This window comes from Frateuria sp. YIM B11624 (assembly GCF_049727805.1).
Taxonomy (GTDB): Bacteria; Pseudomonadota; Gammaproteobacteria; order Xanthomonadales; family Rhodanobacteraceae; genus Frateuria_A.
The window spans coordinates 112032-126174 of record NZ_JBCNYA010000006.1; the positions used below are offsets into that span (position 1 = coordinate 112032).

The 14143-nt window shown below is 70.0% G+C and carries 18 protein-coding genes; 15 read left to right on the forward strand and 3 right to left on the reverse strand.

What is annotated here, in order from left to right; all coding sequences use genetic code 11:
* Positions 1-46: 46 nt before the first annotated feature.
* Both AAIL17_RS04665 and AAIL17_RS04670 read right to left on the reverse strand, forming a co-directional pair.
* Positions 47-946, reverse strand: a complete 900-nt coding sequence (locus AAIL17_RS04665; RefSeq protein ID WP_424681654.1) for a patatin-like phospholipase family protein — start codon at positions 944-946, stop codon at positions 47-49.
* A gap of 98 nt (positions 947-1044) precedes the next feature.
* On the reverse strand, positions 1045-2061 hold the full coding sequence (locus tag AAIL17_RS04670; RefSeq protein WP_424681655.1) for a class 1 fructose-bisphosphatase: 1017 nt from the start codon (positions 2059-2061) through the stop codon (positions 1045-1047).
* Positions 2062-2264: 203 nt separating this feature from the next.
* On the opposite strand from AAIL17_RS04670, the gene AAIL17_RS04675 reads away from it, so the two are divergent.
* From AAIL17_RS04675 to AAIL17_RS04730, 12 genes are all read left to right on the forward strand, one after another.
* The gene (locus AAIL17_RS04675; RefSeq protein ID WP_424681656.1) at positions 2265-2873 is read left to right on the forward strand and encodes a DJ-1/PfpI family protein; all 609 of its coding nucleotides are present in this window, start codon (positions 2265-2267) and stop codon (positions 2871-2873) included.
* Between the two features lie 11 nt (positions 2874-2884).
* Positions 2885-3049, forward strand: coding sequence for a hypothetical protein (locus AAIL17_RS04680; RefSeq protein WP_424681657.1), 165 nt, complete (start codon positions 2885-2887; stop codon positions 3047-3049).
* A complete protein-coding gene (locus tag AAIL17_RS04685) occupies positions 3046-3783 on the forward strand; it encodes an NIPSNAP family protein (protein ID WP_424681658.1) in 738 nt (245 codons plus the stop codon). Before AAIL17_RS04680 ends, AAIL17_RS04685 begins: the two co-directional genes overlap by 4 nt.
* Positions 3780-4184: a GFA family protein gene (locus AAIL17_RS04690; protein ID WP_424681659.1), complete on the forward strand. Its 405-nt coding sequence runs from the start codon at positions 3780-3782 to the stop codon at positions 4182-4184. Before AAIL17_RS04685 ends, AAIL17_RS04690 begins: the two co-directional genes overlap by 4 nt.
* 12 nt (positions 4185-4196) lie before the next feature.
* Positions 4197-4586: a VOC family protein gene (locus AAIL17_RS04695; protein WP_424681660.1), complete on the forward strand. Its 390-nt coding sequence runs from the start codon at positions 4197-4199 to the stop codon at positions 4584-4586.
* Positions 4583-5209: a glutathione S-transferase family protein gene (locus tag AAIL17_RS04700; RefSeq protein WP_424681661.1), complete on the forward strand. Its 627-nt coding sequence runs from the start codon at positions 4583-4585 to the stop codon at positions 5207-5209. Before AAIL17_RS04695 ends, AAIL17_RS04700 begins: the two co-directional genes overlap by 4 nt.
* A 126-nt stretch (positions 5210-5335) precedes the next feature.
* The gene (locus tag AAIL17_RS04705) at positions 5336-6037 is read left to right on the forward strand and encodes a helix-turn-helix transcriptional regulator (RefSeq protein ID WP_424681695.1); all 702 of its coding nucleotides are present in this window, start codon (positions 5336-5338) and stop codon (positions 6035-6037) included.
* A 124-nt stretch (positions 6038-6161) separates the two neighbouring features.
* Positions 6162-7919: a DUF885 domain-containing protein gene (locus AAIL17_RS04710; RefSeq protein WP_424681662.1), complete on the forward strand. Its 1758-nt coding sequence runs from the start codon at positions 6162-6164 to the stop codon at positions 7917-7919.
* Positions 7920-8036: 117 nt separating this feature from the next.
* Complete coding sequence (locus AAIL17_RS04715; protein ID WP_424681663.1) at positions 8037-8435, forward strand: MbcA/ParS/Xre antitoxin family protein; 399 nt, start codon at positions 8037-8039, stop codon at positions 8433-8435.
* Positions 8436-8528: 93 nt separating this feature from the next.
* Positions 8529-9215, forward strand: a complete 687-nt coding sequence (locus AAIL17_RS04720) for an RES family NAD+ phosphorylase (protein WP_424681664.1) — start codon at positions 8529-8531, stop codon at positions 9213-9215.
* A 48-nt stretch (positions 9216-9263) separates the two neighbouring features.
* On the forward strand, positions 9264-9944 hold the full coding sequence (locus tag AAIL17_RS04725) for an SGNH/GDSL hydrolase family protein (protein WP_424681665.1): 681 nt from the start codon (positions 9264-9266) through the stop codon (positions 9942-9944).
* Between the two features lie 122 nt (positions 9945-10066).
* Positions 10067-10726 (forward strand): GDSL-type esterase/lipase family protein, encoded by a 660-nt coding sequence (locus AAIL17_RS04730; protein WP_424681666.1) that lies wholly within the window; start codon positions 10067-10069, stop codon positions 10724-10726.
* Between the two features lie 3 nt (positions 10727-10729).
* On the opposite strand, the gene phhA is transcribed toward AAIL17_RS04730, so the two are convergent.
* Complete coding sequence (gene phhA / locus AAIL17_RS04735) at positions 10730-11626, reverse strand: phenylalanine 4-monooxygenase (RefSeq protein ID WP_424681667.1); 897 nt, start codon at positions 11624-11626, stop codon at positions 10730-10732.
* Between the two features lie 149 nt (positions 11627-11775).
* Between phhA and AAIL17_RS04740 the strand changes: the two genes are divergently transcribed.
* From AAIL17_RS04740 to AAIL17_RS04750, 3 genes are all read left to right on the forward strand, one after another.
* Complete coding sequence (locus AAIL17_RS04740; RefSeq protein WP_424681668.1) at positions 11776-12252, forward strand: Lrp/AsnC family transcriptional regulator; 477 nt, start codon at positions 11776-11778, stop codon at positions 12250-12252.
* Between the two features lie 71 nt (positions 12253-12323).
* A complete protein-coding gene (locus AAIL17_RS04745) occupies positions 12324-13118 on the forward strand; it encodes a lysophospholipid acyltransferase family protein (RefSeq protein WP_424681669.1) in 795 nt (264 codons plus the stop codon).
* A complete protein-coding gene (locus AAIL17_RS04750) occupies positions 13115-14119 on the forward strand; it encodes a YheT family hydrolase (protein WP_424681670.1) in 1005 nt (334 codons plus the stop codon). Before AAIL17_RS04745 ends, AAIL17_RS04750 begins: the two co-directional genes overlap by 4 nt.
* The last annotated feature ends 24 nt before the right edge of the window (positions 14120-14143 follow it).

Genomic DNA, 14143 nt, shown 5'->3' on the forward strand with positions numbered 1-14143 from the left:
GGCATGGGTTCGCGGTCGCGCACACGCGCTTCCGCAAGAGCTTGCGTCAGTGGACGGCGACGGCCGGCGTGGCCAACCGCGTGGCGGCCAGGCGCGCGCGGATCAGCGGGATCGCCGCCAGCGCCGCCTTCTCGCCCTCCATGATGGCGCGGTCCTTCTGCGCGAAGTCGGCCGAACCGATGCCGTTGACCTGCGGGCGGATCACCACGTCGGCGCGCGCCAGTTCCTGCGCACCCAGGTGCTGGCCCATGATCACCACCGCGCGGCCGACGATGCCGAGCATGTCCGTGGGCAAGGAGCCGTCGCTGCGCGCGGAGATGTCCACTGCGATGACGAAGTCGGCGCCGAGCTCGCGCGCGGCATCGACCGGCACCGGGCTGACCACGCCGCCGTCGACGTAGTGCCGCCCGCCGATCGCCGCGGCCTCGAACACCCCGGGTACGCTGCACGAGGCACGTACCGCTTCGCCGGTGTCGCCGTGCCGGAACACGGTACGCTGGCCGGTCTCCAGCTCGGTGGCGACCGCGGCGAAAGGCAGCTTCAACCGCTCGATCGGACGCTGGCGCACCAGGCCGTCGACGTAGTCCTGCAGCTTCTTCCCCTGCACCAGGCCGCCGCTGAACAGCCGCACGTCGCGGATCGAGGCCTCGTCCAGCGAGATCGCCGCCTGCTGCATGGCGAACCCGTCCATGCCGCTGGCGTAGAGCGCACCGACCACGCTGCCGGCGCTGGTGCCGGCGACCACGTCGACGTGGATGCCGCTGGCCTCGAGCATCTTGATCACGCCGATGTGCGCGAAACCCTTGGCCGCGCCGCCGCCCAGCGCCAGCCCGACCACCAGCTTGCGCGGCGGCGGCGGGGCAGCCGGCGGCGGCAGCGTGCGCACGGGCGCGCAGCCGGCCAGGGCCACGGCGAGCAGCAACAGCAGGCGCAGGTGTCGGGCCATCGTCGGTGGTTCGGGGGAGTCGGCGGGAAGCGTGCGTCAGGACGATGGCGAAACCGGGGCGGGACGGGGCAGGCGCACGGGCGCCTGCCCCTCATCGCTCAGGCGTGGGCGACGTCGGCCTCGCGGTGGTAGCGGGTGGCCACCTCGACTTCGCCCCGGGAGCCGAGGAACACCGGCACGCGCTGGTGCAGGCCGGCCGGCTGGATGTCCAGGATGCGTTCGCGGCCGGTGGTGGCGGCGCCGCCGGCCTGCTCGACGATGAAGGCCATCGGGTTGGCCTCGTACATCAGGCGCAGCTTGCCGCCCTTGGCCTTGATCTTGGCGTCCAGCGGATAGAAGAACACGCCGCCGCGGGTGATGATGCGGTGCACGTCGGCCACCATCGAGGCGACCCAGCGCATGTTGAAATCCTTGCCGCGCGGACCTTCCTTGCCGGCGAGCAGCTCGCCGACGTAGCGCTGCATCGGCGCTTCCCAGTGGCGCTGGTTGGACATGTTGATGGCGAACTCGGCGGTCTGTTCCGGGATGCGGATGTCGCGCCGGCTGAGCACGAAGCTGCCGACCTCGCGGTCCAGCGTGAACTCGTGCGTGCCGTGGCCGAAGGTCAGCACCAGCAGCGTGGCCGGGCCGTACACCACGTAGCCGGCGGCCAGCTGCTGCGTGCCCGGCTGCAGGAAGTCCTCCACCTTCGGCTCGGTCACGTGCTCGGGGCAGCGCAGCACCGAGAAGATCGTGCCCACCGAGATGTTGACGTCGATGTTGGACGAACCGTCCAGCGGATCGAACAGCAGCAGGTGGTTACCCTTGGGGTACATGTCCGGGATCGGCTGCGGATCCTCCATTTCCTCCGAGGCGCAGGCGGCCAGGTGGCCGCCCCAGGCGTTGGCTTCCAGCAGGATCTCGTTGGAGATCACGTCCAGCTTCTTCTGCGCCTCGCCCTGCACGTTGTCACTGCCCGCATTGCCCAGCACGCCGCCGAGCGCGCCCTTGCTGGTGGCCACCGCGATGCGCTTGCAGGCGCGCGCCACCACCTCGATCAGCAGCGAAAGCTCGGCGTTGATGCGGCCGGCGCGGCGTTCCTCGATCAGGAACTGGATCAGCGAGACAGGCTTCATGTCGGGTCCGTGGCGGGAAGGAACGGGCATTCTACGGGGTGCGCGTGAATGGCGGCCCGGCCTTTCCGGTGACCGCGCGGCTCGCCACGTCACCGCCGGCCCACCAGGTCGAAGTGACGCCGCCATGTTTTCGTCCCGCTGCTGACATCACGCTGGCAGCAGCCCCGCCGCATCCTGCGCATCTTGCAAAGGAGGCGATGGCGATGCACGACACGATCTACTTCATGGTGTTCGACGGCTTTGCAGACTGGCAGGCGGCGCTGGCGCTGTGCGAGGTGCGCCGGCCGGGCGACTGGCAGGTGGCCACGGTGGGCTTCACCCGCGCGCCGGTGCGCTCGATGGGCGGCCTCATGGTGCAGCCGGAGCTGAGCCTGGCCGAGCTCGACTTCGCCCGCGCCGCGCTCGCCATCGTGCCCGGCGGGCACCTGTGGCAGCGCGGCGAAGGCGCCGCCGCGGTGGCGGCGCTGCGCCAGTTGCATGGCGCCGGCTCGGTGGTCGCCGGCATCGACAGCGGCGTGTTGGCGCTGGCCCGTGCCGGCCTGCTCGATCGCTGCCGCCACACCGGCAACTGGGCCGGCCACATCGAGGCGCAGGTGCCCGGCTATGCCGGCAGCGCGCAGTACGACGCTTCGGTGCTGGCGGTCAGCGACGGCGGCACCATCACCGCCAGCCATCTGGGCAGCGTGGAATTCGCACGCGAGGTGATCCGCACGCTGGACCTGTACGGCCCGGGCGACCGCGAGCACTGGTACCGCCTGTTCAAGCACGCGCAACTGCCGCCGTGGTGCGTCGGCGAAGCGGTGGCGGCGTGAGGAGGGCGGCCATGCATCCGATCCTCGAGCGCGTCGTCGACGCCTACCGGCCGCTGGCCGGGCGCAACCGGCTGGTCGAAGGACCGCACCGGTTGCAGCCTGCCGGGCAGGAACCGCCGCGCAGCCGCATGACCCTGCTGGCGCTGGTCGCTGCCCTGTGCGGGAGGCGGCCATGAGCGCCCACGCCGTATGGGAGCTGCGCCAGTACACGCTGCGCCCCGGCCAGCGCGACCGCCTGGTGGAACTGTTCGAGCGCGAGTTCGTCGAGCCGCAGGAAGCGCTCGGCATCGGCCTGCCCGGCCAGTTCCGCGATCTCGACGACCCGGACCGGTTCGTCTGGTTGCGCAGCTTCGCCGACATGGAGTCGCGCGCGGCGGCGCTCGCCGGGTTCTACGACGGCCCGGTCTGGCGCGCCCACCGCGAGGCGGCCAACGCCACCATGCTCGACTCCGACGATGTGCTGCTGCTGCGCCCGGGCAAGCCGTTCGCGCTCGATGGACTGGCCCGTCCCGCCGCGGGCGAGCGTGCCCCGACCGGCGTACTTAGCGCCACAATCTGCCCGCTGCCGCCGGGCGAGGCGGCGACGCTCGCGCGCCGCTTCGACGACGAAGTGCGGCCGGTACTGGAACGCCTCGGCGCGCCGGTGCTGGCGCAATTCCTCACCGAGCCGGCGCGCAACACCTACCCGCGCCTGCCGGTGCGCGAGGGCGAGAGTGTGTTCGTCTGGTTCAGCGCGTTCGCCGATGCCGCGGCACAGGCGCGGCACCAGGAAGCCGCCGCCGCCGCGCCGGCGGTCATCGACTGGAGCCGCCACCTCGACGCGATGCCGCAGATACTGCGTCTGGCGCCCACGCCGCGCTCGTTGCTGCGTGGCGCACCTTCCCCCGCGACAAGTAAGGAGCCGGCATGACCCGGACCTACCACGGCAGCTGCCACTGCGGCGCGGTGCGCTTCGCCGCCGACATCGACCTCGCGGCCGGCACCGGCCGCTGCAACTGCTCGATCTGCAGCAAGACGCGCCGCTGGGGCGCGATCGTGCGACCGGAGGCGTTCCGCCTGCTTGACGGCGAAGCGGTGCTGGCCGACTACCAGTTCGGCACCCACAGCGTGCATTACCGCTACTGCCGGCACTGCGGCATCCAGCCGTTCGGCAGCGGGCACCTGGAGCCACTGGGCGGCGACTTCGTCAGCGTCAACCTCGCCTGCCTGGACGATGCCACGCCGCAGGAACTGGCCGACGCGCCGGTGCGCTACTTCGACGGGCGCCACGACAACTGGATGGACCCGCCGGCCGTCACCCGCTACCTCTAGGAGAGAAATCTCATGTTCGACCACCTAGGCTTGCCCGTCAGCGACCTGGAACGGGCCCGACGGTTCTACGAACAGGCGTTGCAGCCGCTGGGCATCAAGGTGGCGAAGGCCTACCCCGATGCCGTGGGCCTGGCTGCCGGCGTCGATCGAAGGGACGAACAGCAGCTCTGGCTGACCCTCGCCGACGGCGCACCCACGCCGTTGCACCTGGCCTTCGCCGCCGCCGGCCGTGCGCAGGTCGACGCCTTCCACCGCGCGGCGCTGGCGGCCGGCGCGCGCGACAACGGTGCGCCCGGCCTGCGCCCGCAGTACCACGACGACTACTACGCCGCCTTCGTGATCGGCCCGGACGGGCACAACCTCGAAGCGGTCTGCCACCTGCCGCAGGACGCCATGCCATGAACGCACCGAAGCTGACCTTCTTCCATGCCCCGCAGTCGCGCTCGCGCGGCACGCTGGCCCTGTTCGAGGAACTGGGCGTCGACTACGAGCTGCACCTGCTCGACCTGAAGGCCGGTACGCAGCGCGACCCGGCATATCTCGCGCTCAACCCGCTGGGCAAGGTGCCGGCCGTCCGCCACGGCAGTGCGATGGTCACCGAGCAACCGGCGGTGATGATGTACCTGGCCGACCTCTTTCCGGAGAAAGGCCTGGCCCCGGCGATCGGCGACCCGTTGCGCGCGTCGTACCTGCGCTGGATGGTGTTCTACGGCTCCTGCTTCGAGCCCGCGCTGGTCGACCATTCCATGCAGCGCGAACCCGCGCCGCACATGACCTCGCCCTATGGCACCTGGCAGGAGGTGCTCGACGCGATCGTCGCCCAGCTCACGCCCGGGCCCTGGCTGCTCGGCGAGCGCTTCAGCGCCGCCGACGTGCTGTGGGGCACTGCCCTACACTGGACCACGATGTTCAAGCTCGTGCCCGATACGCCGCCGGTGCGCGAGTACGTCGCACGCGTGCGCGCGCGCCCGGCGATGCAGCGGGCCGAGGCGAAGGATGCCGAGTTCCTCGCCAGGCAGGGCTGATCGCGTGCATCGCCGTTGCCCGCCGCCCCGGCCTTGCCGGGCGGAAGGGGCCCGACAGAACGTGGCGCGCCGCCGATTTCCATGCATGAGCTGGCCCACGCGCCCTGCCTCGGCGATCATGCGCGGATGCGCCGCGCCGACCGCCTGTTCCTCATCATCCACGCCCTGCGCGGGCGCCGCACCGCGCTGCAGGCGCGCTCGCTGGCCGAGACGCTGGGCGTGTCGCTGCGCACGGTCTACCGCGACGTCGCCGACCTGCAGCTCTCCGGCGTACCGATCGAGGGCGAGGCGGGCGTGGGCTACGTGCTGCGCAAGGGCGCGGACATCCCGCCGCTGATGTTCACCGCCGAGGAGCTCGAATCGCTGGTGGTCGGCACGCGCTTCGTGCGCGCCTTCGCCGGCGAGCGCCTGGCCGAAGGCGCGCAGGCGGCGCTGATGAAGATCGAGGCGGTGCTGCCGCCGGAACTGCGCGAGCGCGCCGCGCGCACGCGCATCTACGCGCCGGTCTACCGCGACGAGATGAAGCTCGCCTTCGCCGCGCGGATCGACCGCCTGCACGCGGCGATCGAGGCGCAGCACGTGCTGCGGCTGGTCTATCGCGACGAAGCCGGCCAGGCCAGCACGCGCGACGTCGAGCCGCTGTGCCTGGCGTTCTGGGGCGGCAAGTGGACGCTGGGCACCTGGTGCCGCCTGCGCAGCGCGTTCCGCAACTTCCGTCCCGACCGCATCGACCGGTTCGACGAGACCGGCGAATGCTTCGCCACCGGCGAAGGGCGCAACCTCGACGCCTACCTGGATGCCATGCGCGGCTACTACGCCGGCGTGTAGCCCCGTAGGGTGGGCTTCAGCCCACCATTCCGCACGATCGCGATGGGTTGAAGCCCACCCTACGATGCCCATGCGCGCCTTCTTTGCGATGATCACCTGCATCCCTTTCGCAAGGAGCTTCCCGATGAACCACCTGCTGGGCGGCCTGCTGGCCGCGGGCCTGCTGCTCGCCCCGGTCGTGCACGCCAACGACGCCGACGACCGCTTCAAGGCGATCTACACCCACGAGTGGGCTTGGCGCACCGGGCAGGGCGACATCAGCGCCTCGGGCGAGCCGCAGCCGAACGACGGCCGGCTGGACAACGTCGATGCGGCCAGCCAGCAGCAGCGGCTGGAGCAATGGCAGCAGGTGCTGGCCAAGCTCGATGCGCTCGACGCGAGCCAGCTCTCGCCGGCCAACCAGGTCAACTACGCCATCTACCACGCGCAGATCGCCAACCTGCTGGCCGACCAGCGTTTCGGTACCTGGCAGATGCCGTTCAACAGCGACTCGGCCTTCTGGAGCGACATCGGCTACGAGCTGGGCGGCGACCGGCTGCGCACCGCCGACGACTATCGCCGCTACCTCGACCGCCTGGCGCAGATCCCCGCCTACTTCGACCAGCAGATCGCCAACATGCGGCTGGGTCTGAAGCGTGGCTTCTCGGTGCCGCGCGCGGTGCTGGACGGGCGCGACGTCTCGATCGCCGCCGTGGCGGAACTCAAGGACCCCACCGCCAGCAGCTTCTACAAGCCGTTCGAACAGATGCCGGACGCGATCCCCGCCGACCAGGCGCAGGCGCTGCAGGGCGAGGCGCTGCGGCGCATCCGCGACGAGGTGATCCCGGCCTACGGCAAGCTGCTGACCTTCTTCCGGCAGGACTACGTGCCGCACGCGCGCACCACGCTGGCGGCCGAGGCGCTGCCCGACGGCAAGGCGTTCTATCGCCAGCAGATCCGCGAGTACACCACGCTGGAGCTGGATCCCGATGCGATCCACAAGATCGGCCTGGAGCAGGTGGCGATGATCCACGCGCAGATGCTCCAGACGATGAAGGAGAGCGGCTTCAAGGGCGATTTCCCGGCGTTCCTTTCGTTCCTGCGCACCGACCCGCAGTTCTACGCCAAGACCCCGGAGGAGCTGCTGATGCGCACCGCCTGGGTGGCCAAGGAAGTGGACGGCCAGATCGGCCGCTTCTTCGGCCACCTGCCGCGCGCGCGCTTCGCCATCGTGCCGGTGCCGGCCGACATCGCGCCGTACTACACCTCCGGCCGCGGCGGCGCGGACGCCTACCTGGTCAACACCTACGACCTGCCTTCGCGACCGCTGTTCAACATGCCGGCGCTGACCCTGCACGAATCCTATCCCGGCCATGCGCTGCAGCTGGAACTGGCCGCCGAGCAGCAGGGCCAGCCCGAGTTCCGCCGCCAGGGCTACATCTCCGCCTTCGGCGAGGGCTGGGGCCTGTATTCGGAGTACCTGGGCAACGAGATGGGCATCTACCGGACGCCCTACCAGCGCTTCGGCTACCTCACCTACCAGATGTGGCGCGCCTGCCGGCTGGTGGTCGACACCGGCATCCACCACCTGGGCTGGACGCGAGCCCAAGCGATCGACTACCTGACGCAGAACACCGCCTTGTCGGCGCGCGAGATCGCCAACGAGGTGGACCGCTACATCAGTTGGCCGGGGCAGGCGCTGTCCTACGAACTGGGTTACCTGAAGATCCGCCAGCTGCGCGCCAGGGCCGAGCAGGCGCTGGGCGGCAAGTTCGACCTGCGCCACTTCCACGACACGGTGCTGCAGCTCGGATCGGTGCCGCTGCCGGTGCTGGAGAAGCGCATCGACCGCTTCATCGCCGAAGGCGGCCCCGAGCCGGACTACGGCTGCGGCTGCAAATAGGTCGCAGGCCAAGACGACGGCGGGCCTCGGCCCGCCATGGTCGGGACGGGCAGTGCGGTTTGCGGCGACTGCATATTTGCAGTAAATTGGATGCGAACTCCAAAAGGAGAGTCCCGCATGCTGGCCCATCCCCGTCCCGAACAGGCTCCCGCCGGCGACCTCGGCGGCCCCGCACTGCGCTCCTTCTTCCGCCTGGCCGAACACTGGAAGCTGCGCATCGCCGAACAGCGCCGGCTGCTCGGCGAGCCGGCCGAATCGACCTTCTTCAAATGGAAGCGCGACCAGGACGGCAACCCCGGCCGCGACGTGATCGAGCGGATCAGCTACCTGCTGGGCATCTGGAAATCGCTGCAGATCCTGTTCCCCGATCCGGCACAGGCCGACGCTTGGCTGCGCAAGCCCAACCAGGCGTCGCTGTTCGGCGGCCACTCGGCGCTGGAGCGCATGCTGTCGGGCAACGTCGGCGACCTCTACGTGGTGCGCCAGTACCTGGACGCGCAGCGCGGCTGGAACTGACCACCGTCGCAAACGGCGACACCCGCGCCCGCCACAATGCCCGGCAGCCACCCGCGCGCGTGCGCGCCGGCGGCCCATGATCCTGGAACGCCGATGTCGCCCGAGTTGCCGCCCGTCAAACGCATCCGCTGGAGCCACGCCTACCGCATCGTGCCCAGCCGCTTCCCGCCGGTGGGCGTGTTCGACCGCATCGCCGATCCGGCCGAGCTGGATGCGCTGTTCGCCATCGAGGCGATGACCAATCCGCGCCTGCGCGAGGAAGCCGGCGCGTTGAAGCTGGTGCCGCCACAGCGGCGTATCAGCGGTCCGGGCAGCACGCCGGTGATGGCCGCCTTCACCCACCTCAATCCCGAGGGCAGCCGTTTCTCCGACGGCAGTTGGGGCGTGTTCTACGCCGCGCACAGCGTGGCCACCGCGGTGGAAGAAACCGTCTACCACCGCGAGCGCTTCCTCGCCGCCACCGCCGAGCCGGCCTGCGAGCTGCAGATGCGCTGCTACCGCACCAGCATCGACTGCAAGCTGCACGATCTGCGCGGCGGCTGGCCGGACGCGCACGATCCACACCATTACGCCGCGAGCGTGGCGCTCGCCCGCAGGCTGCGCGCGGCCGGTTCGAACGGCATCGTCTACGACAGTGCGCGGCACACGGACGGCGAATGCGTGGCCGCGTTCTATCCGGACGTGGTCGCGCCCTGCGTGCAGGCGCAGCATCTCATCTACCGCTGGGATGGCGCGCGCATCGCGCAGGTGCTCGAGGTGAGCGAGCTCAAGCGGCCGTAGCGGCGATGGCACGCATCGCTTGGGCCCGCATGGTGGTAGGTTGGCCCGATGAAGAAGATCCCCTGGCTATTGCTGATGCTCGCGCTGCTGCCGTCGCTGGCGCAGGCCTGTACCGACCGACCGGAACAGTGGAAGACGGATATCGCCGCGTTCGCCGCGGCCGACCGCGCGCATCCGCCGCCGGCGCAGCCGGTGCTGTTCGTGGGCAGCTCGTCGATCCGTCTGTGGAGCTCGCTGGCCGCGGACTTTCCGGGCCGCGCGGTGATCAACCGCGGCTTCGGCGGCTCGCGCATCGCCGACGCCACCTACTACGCCGACCGTCTGGTGGCGCCCTACCACCCGCGCGCCATCGTGCTCTATGCCGGCGACAACGACCTGGCCGAGGGCTGCACGCCGGAACAGGTGCGCGATGCGTTCGCCGCCTTCGTGCAGCGCGCGCGGTCGCTGGATGCGAACGTGCCGATCGCCTTCATCGCGATCAAGCCCAGCGTGGCGCGAAAGAACCTGCTGACGGAGATCCGCCGCGCCAACGCGCTGGTGCGCGAGTACGCACGCGGCCAGGAGGCCATCAGCTATCTGGACGTCTTTACGCCCATGCTGGGGCCGGACGGGCAGCCGCAGGCGAAGTGGTTCGGCGCGGACGGCCTGCACATGAACCGGCAAGGCTATCGCCTGTGGACGGGCCTGGTGCGCGATTGGCTGCGAGGAACGCCGGACGCCCCGCGCTGAGGTTCCACCTGCTGCCGGGCGGGCGTGCCGAACGCCGCTGCCTGGCCGCCTGCGCGCGCCACCCACGCCGCCTTGATCGCCCATGGCCTAGGGTCGGGCAACCCGTGTGCGGCGGAGACGGCATGTTCGACCAGGTTTCCCCTTCCGGCGGCGAGGCTGCCGAATTCATCGAATGGCAGAGCGAGATCGCAGCGTTCGCCGCGATCGACAGGCTCGATCCCGCCCCCGCCGACGCGGTGCTGTTCGTCGGCAGTTCCTCGATCCGGCTATGGCACACGCTGGCGGCGGATTTTCCCGAACTGCCCACCATCAACCGCGGCTTCGGCGGTTCGGAAATCGCCGACAGCGTGTACTTCGCCGAGCAGTTGATCGGGTCTTACCGGCCCCGCGCGATCGTGATGTACGCCGGCGGCAACGACCTCGCCGATGGCAAGTCGCCCGAGCAGGTGCGCGACGCCTTCGGCGCGTTCGTCACCCAGGCGCGGCGCTGGGCGGGAGAGGCGCCGTTCGCCTACCTTTCGATCAAGCCCAACCTCTCGCGGCGCAGGCAGCTGCCGCAGATCCGTGCGGCCAACGCGCTGATCCGCGCCTGTGCGCAGGAGCGCGGGGTGGATTTCCTGGACGTCCATCACCGCATGCTCGGCGCCGACGGCGAGGCGGATCCACGCTGGTTCGACGTCGACGGCCTGCACCTCAACGCCGCGGGCTATGCCCTGTGGACCGGCGAGGTGCGCGGCTGGCTGGCGAAGCGGGGCTTGTTGCAGGGGCCCGCCCAGCAGTAACGCTCAGGTATCGGCGTTGGTGGCGAAGCCTTCGTGGCTGCCGTGGTGGTAGACGCGATCACTGTCTTCCAGCACGTCGGCGGCGGCGTGCGCGGCCTTCCCGTGCAGGCGCGCGTAGAGCGAGGTGAAGTCGGGCGTGGTGGCCTCGAACAGTTGCTCGAAGCTGTCGATCACGAAGTAGGTCTGCTGGTAGGTGTCGATGCGGTAGCGCGTGTTCATGACGCGCTCGAGATCGAAACCGATCCGGTTGGGCGCATCCGAGTCCAGGCTGTAGACCGACTCGCCCTTGGAACTGACGATGCCGGCGCCGTAGATGCGCAAGCCCTCGCGCGTGTCGATCAGGCCGAACTCCACCGTGTACCAGTACAGGCGGGTAAGGTTCATCAGCGCCTCGGGGCCGATCGCGTGCGCCTTCATGCCGCCGCGGCCGTAGGCCTGCATGTAGTCGGCGAAGACCGGGTTGAGCAGCAGCGGCACGTGGCCGAACAGGTCGTGGAACAGGTCCGGCTCGGACAGGTAATCGAGCTGCTCGGGCTTGCGGATCCACCAGCTCACCGGGAAGCGGCGGTGCGCCAGGTGGTCGAAAAACACCTCGTCCGGCAGCAGGCCTTCGACCGCGACCAGCTCCCAGCCAGTGGTCTTGCCAAGCACCTGGTTGAGGTCGGAAAACTTCGGAATGCCGCCGTCGCCCAGGCCGAACTTGGCCACGCCGTCGAGGAATTCCTGGCAGGCGCGCCCGGGCAGCATCTGGCACTGGCGCGCGAACAGCGTGTCCCACACCTCGTGGTCGGTGCGGGTGTAGCTGGCCCAGGGCTGCTCGACCACGCCGGTGGCATAGACCGGCACGTAACCGCGGTCGGTCTGCTGGTGTTCGACTTTGCGCGGGGTGGCGGTCTGCATGGCGGCTCCGGGAAAGCGTATGGCGCGCGGCGCCTTCAGGCCTCAAGAATACGCTGCGTACGCCGCACGAAGGTTGCGTTTGTTGTGAATCACCCGTGAGCTGGCGCAGTATTCTTGCGCCACAAGCGCGAATCGCGGAGCAAGCTGCCATGACCAAGCTCGACCGCACCGACCTGCGCCTGCTCGCCGTGCTGCAGGCGGAAGGGCGCATCACCAATGCCGAGCTGGCCGAGCGGGTCAGCCTGTCGCCCTCGGCCTGCCTGCGCCGGCTGCAGCGGCTGGAGGCCGACGGCGTGCTGACCGGCTATGCCGCGCAGGTCGATCCGCAGGCGGTGGGGCTGGGCCTGCAGGCGTTCGTGCGCGTGCAACTGGCGCGCCACGAGGCCGGCGCGATCGAGCGCTTCGTGGAGAAGGTCGAGGGCTGGGAGGAAGTGGTCGCCTGCCATGCGCTGACCGGCGACATGGACTACCTGTTGCACGTCTACGTGGCCGACCTGCCGCATTTTTCGCGCTTCCTGCTCGACCGGCTGCTCAACGACGCGGGCGTGGCCGACGCCAATTCGAGCTTCGTGCTGCGCACGGTCAAGCGTTCGCCGTCGCTGCCGCTGGGACAGCTGGAAACATGAAGCGCGCCCCGGCGCGGATCACGCCTGCGGATGCGCGTCGACGCTGACGAAAACGCTAAACTAACCGGCTCATGGACACCGCCCCCACCCCCGACCGCGATCCCTGGCGTCCCGTGCGCTACCTGTGGCGGGTGCCGCTGCTGCTGCTGCACATCGCGCTGGGCATCCTGCTGTGCGCGCTGATCCTGAGCTGGAACAGGCACCGCGTGATGGTCGACGGCCGCGAGCCGTTCGCCCACCGCATGATCCGCTGGTGGTCGACGGTGCTGATGCGCATCTTCGGCCTGCGCTCGGTGCGCGTCGGCAAGCCGTTGCCCGACCCGGTGCTGTTCGTCGCCAACCACACCTCGTGGATCGACATCGAACTGCTGCACAGCCAGCGTGCCGCCTGCTTCGTGGCCAAGGCGGAGATCGCGCGCTGGCCGCTGGTCGGCTGGATGGCCGCCACCGGTGGCACCATCTTCCACCGGCGCGGCAGCAACCACTCGCTGGCGGCGGTGATGCAGGCGATGGTCGAACGGCTGCGCGGCGGTCGCTCGGTGGCGGTGTTTCCCGAAGGCGGCACCGGCCACAACGGCGTGCTCAAGGTGTTCCACGCGCGCATCTTCCAGGCCGCGCTGGACGCGCAGGTGCCGGTGCAGCCGGTGGCGCTGCGCTTCGCGCGCAACGGCCGGCGGGTGATCGACGCCGGCTTCCGCGAGGGCGAGAACTTCATGGGCAACCTGCTGCGCATGCTGGGCGAGGCGCCGCTGGACGCCGAGGTGCATTTCCTCGCCGCGGTGCCGGCGATGCCCGACGCGCGCCGGCGCATGGCCGACCTTTCGCGCGAGCGCATCGGAGCCGCCCTGGAAGACGCCCACGCATGAGCGAGTTGCCGCGCGGAAAGGATTTCCGTCCCCCCTGGCCGCTGACCAGCGGCCATGTGCAGACCATGCTCTCCTCCAGCGGCGTGCGCCGACTGCTGCTGCCTAGGAGCGCGCGCGAGGTGGCGGGCCATGCCGAGGAGGTGGTGGTCGACGGCGGCAACGACGTGCGCCTGACCGGTGCGTTCACCGCGCAGCGCAGCGGCCGTGCCTCGCGCGGGTTGGCGGTGCTGTTCCACGGCTGGGAAGGCAGCGTCGATTCCACCTACGTGTTGCAGACCGGCAGCCGCCTGCTGCGCGACGGCTGGGACGTGTTCCGGCTCAACTTCCGCGACCACGGCGCCAGCCACCACCTCAACGAGGCGCTGTTCCACTCCTGCCGCATCGACGAGGTGGTGCATGCGCTGGGCGACATCGTGCGGCGCTGGCCGAGGCCGGTCACCGCGCTGGCCGGCTTCTCGCTGGGCGGCAATTTCGCCCTGCGCGCGGCGCTGCGTGCGCCGGCGGCCGGCATTCCGCTGGACTATGCGCTGGCGGTGTGCCCGATCATCGATCCGGGCGAAGGCCTGTTCTCGCTGGAACAGAGCGCGCCGTGGTTCTACCAGGCCTACTTCATGCGCAAGTGGCGGCAGTCGCTGAAGGCCAAGCAGCAGGCGTTTCCGCAGCACCAGTACTTCGAGCTGGCCGAACTGAAGCAGAGCCTGCGCGGGCTGACCGAGGCGCTGGTGCTCAGGCACACCGACTTCGGTTCGCTGCAGGCCTACCTGGACGGCTATTCGGTGGCGCGCGACGCGCTCGCCGGCCTGGCCGTGCCGGCGACCATCCTCACCGCGCGCGACGATCCGGTGATTCCGGTCGATGCGTTCGAGCAGTTGCAGCTGCCGCCCAACGTGGAGCTGGACATCGCCGACCATGGCGGCCATTGCGGCTTCATCCGCGGCGCCGACATGGTCAGCTTCACCGACGAGTACATCGCCGCGCGTTTCAACGCGCTCGCGCCGTAGGGTGGGCTTCAGCCCATCACCTAC

Bases quoted from the DNA above. Each gene is read 5' to 3' on its own strand.
- AAIL17_RS04665 (WP_424681654.1), bottom strand. From the start codon at position 946: ATGGCCCGACACCTGCGCCTGCTGTTGCTGCTCGCCGTGGCCCTGGCC.
- AAIL17_RS04670 (WP_424681655.1), bottom strand. From the start codon at position 2,061: ATGAAGCCTGTCTCGCTGATCCAGTTCCTGATCGAGGAACGCCGCGCC.
- AAIL17_RS04675 (WP_424681656.1), top strand. From the start codon at position 2,265: ATGCACGACACGATCTACTTCATGGTGTTCGACGGCTTTGCAGACTGG.
- AAIL17_RS04680 (WP_424681657.1), top strand. From the start codon at position 2,885: ATGCATCCGATCCTCGAGCGCGTCGTCGACGCCTACCGGCCGCTGGCC.
- AAIL17_RS04685 (WP_424681658.1), top strand. From the start codon at position 3,046: ATGAGCGCCCACGCCGTATGGGAGCTGCGCCAGTACACGCTGCGCCCC.
- AAIL17_RS04690 (WP_424681659.1), top strand. From the start codon at position 3,780: ATGACCCGGACCTACCACGGCAGCTGCCACTGCGGCGCGGTGCGCTTC.
- AAIL17_RS04695 (WP_424681660.1), top strand. From the start codon at position 4,197: ATGTTCGACCACCTAGGCTTGCCCGTCAGCGACCTGGAACGGGCCCGA.
- AAIL17_RS04700 (WP_424681661.1), top strand. From the start codon at position 4,583: ATGAACGCACCGAAGCTGACCTTCTTCCATGCCCCGCAGTCGCGCTCG.
- AAIL17_RS04705 (WP_424681695.1), top strand. From the start codon at position 5,336: ATGCGCCGCGCCGACCGCCTGTTCCTCATCATCCACGCCCTGCGCGGG.
- AAIL17_RS04710 (WP_424681662.1), top strand. From the start codon at position 6,162: ATGAACCACCTGCTGGGCGGCCTGCTGGCCGCGGGCCTGCTGCTCGCC.
- AAIL17_RS04715 (WP_424681663.1), top strand. From the start codon at position 8,037: ATGCTGGCCCATCCCCGTCCCGAACAGGCTCCCGCCGGCGACCTCGGC.
- AAIL17_RS04720 (WP_424681664.1), top strand. From the start codon at position 8,529: ATGTCGCCCGAGTTGCCGCCCGTCAAACGCATCCGCTGGAGCCACGCC.
- AAIL17_RS04725 (WP_424681665.1), top strand. From the start codon at position 9,264: ATGAAGAAGATCCCCTGGCTATTGCTGATGCTCGCGCTGCTGCCGTCG.
- AAIL17_RS04730 (WP_424681666.1), top strand. From the start codon at position 10,067: ATGTTCGACCAGGTTTCCCCTTCCGGCGGCGAGGCTGCCGAATTCATC.
- phhA (WP_424681667.1), bottom strand. From the start codon at position 11,626: ATGCAGACCGCCACCCCGCGCAAAGTCGAACACCAGCAGACCGACCGC.
- AAIL17_RS04740 (WP_424681668.1), top strand. From the start codon at position 11,776: ATGACCAAGCTCGACCGCACCGACCTGCGCCTGCTCGCCGTGCTGCAG.
- AAIL17_RS04745 (WP_424681669.1), top strand. From the start codon at position 12,324: ATGGACACCGCCCCCACCCCCGACCGCGATCCCTGGCGTCCCGTGCGC.
- AAIL17_RS04750 (WP_424681670.1), top strand. From the start codon at position 13,115: ATGAGCGAGTTGCCGCGCGGAAAGGATTTCCGTCCCCCCTGGCCGCTG.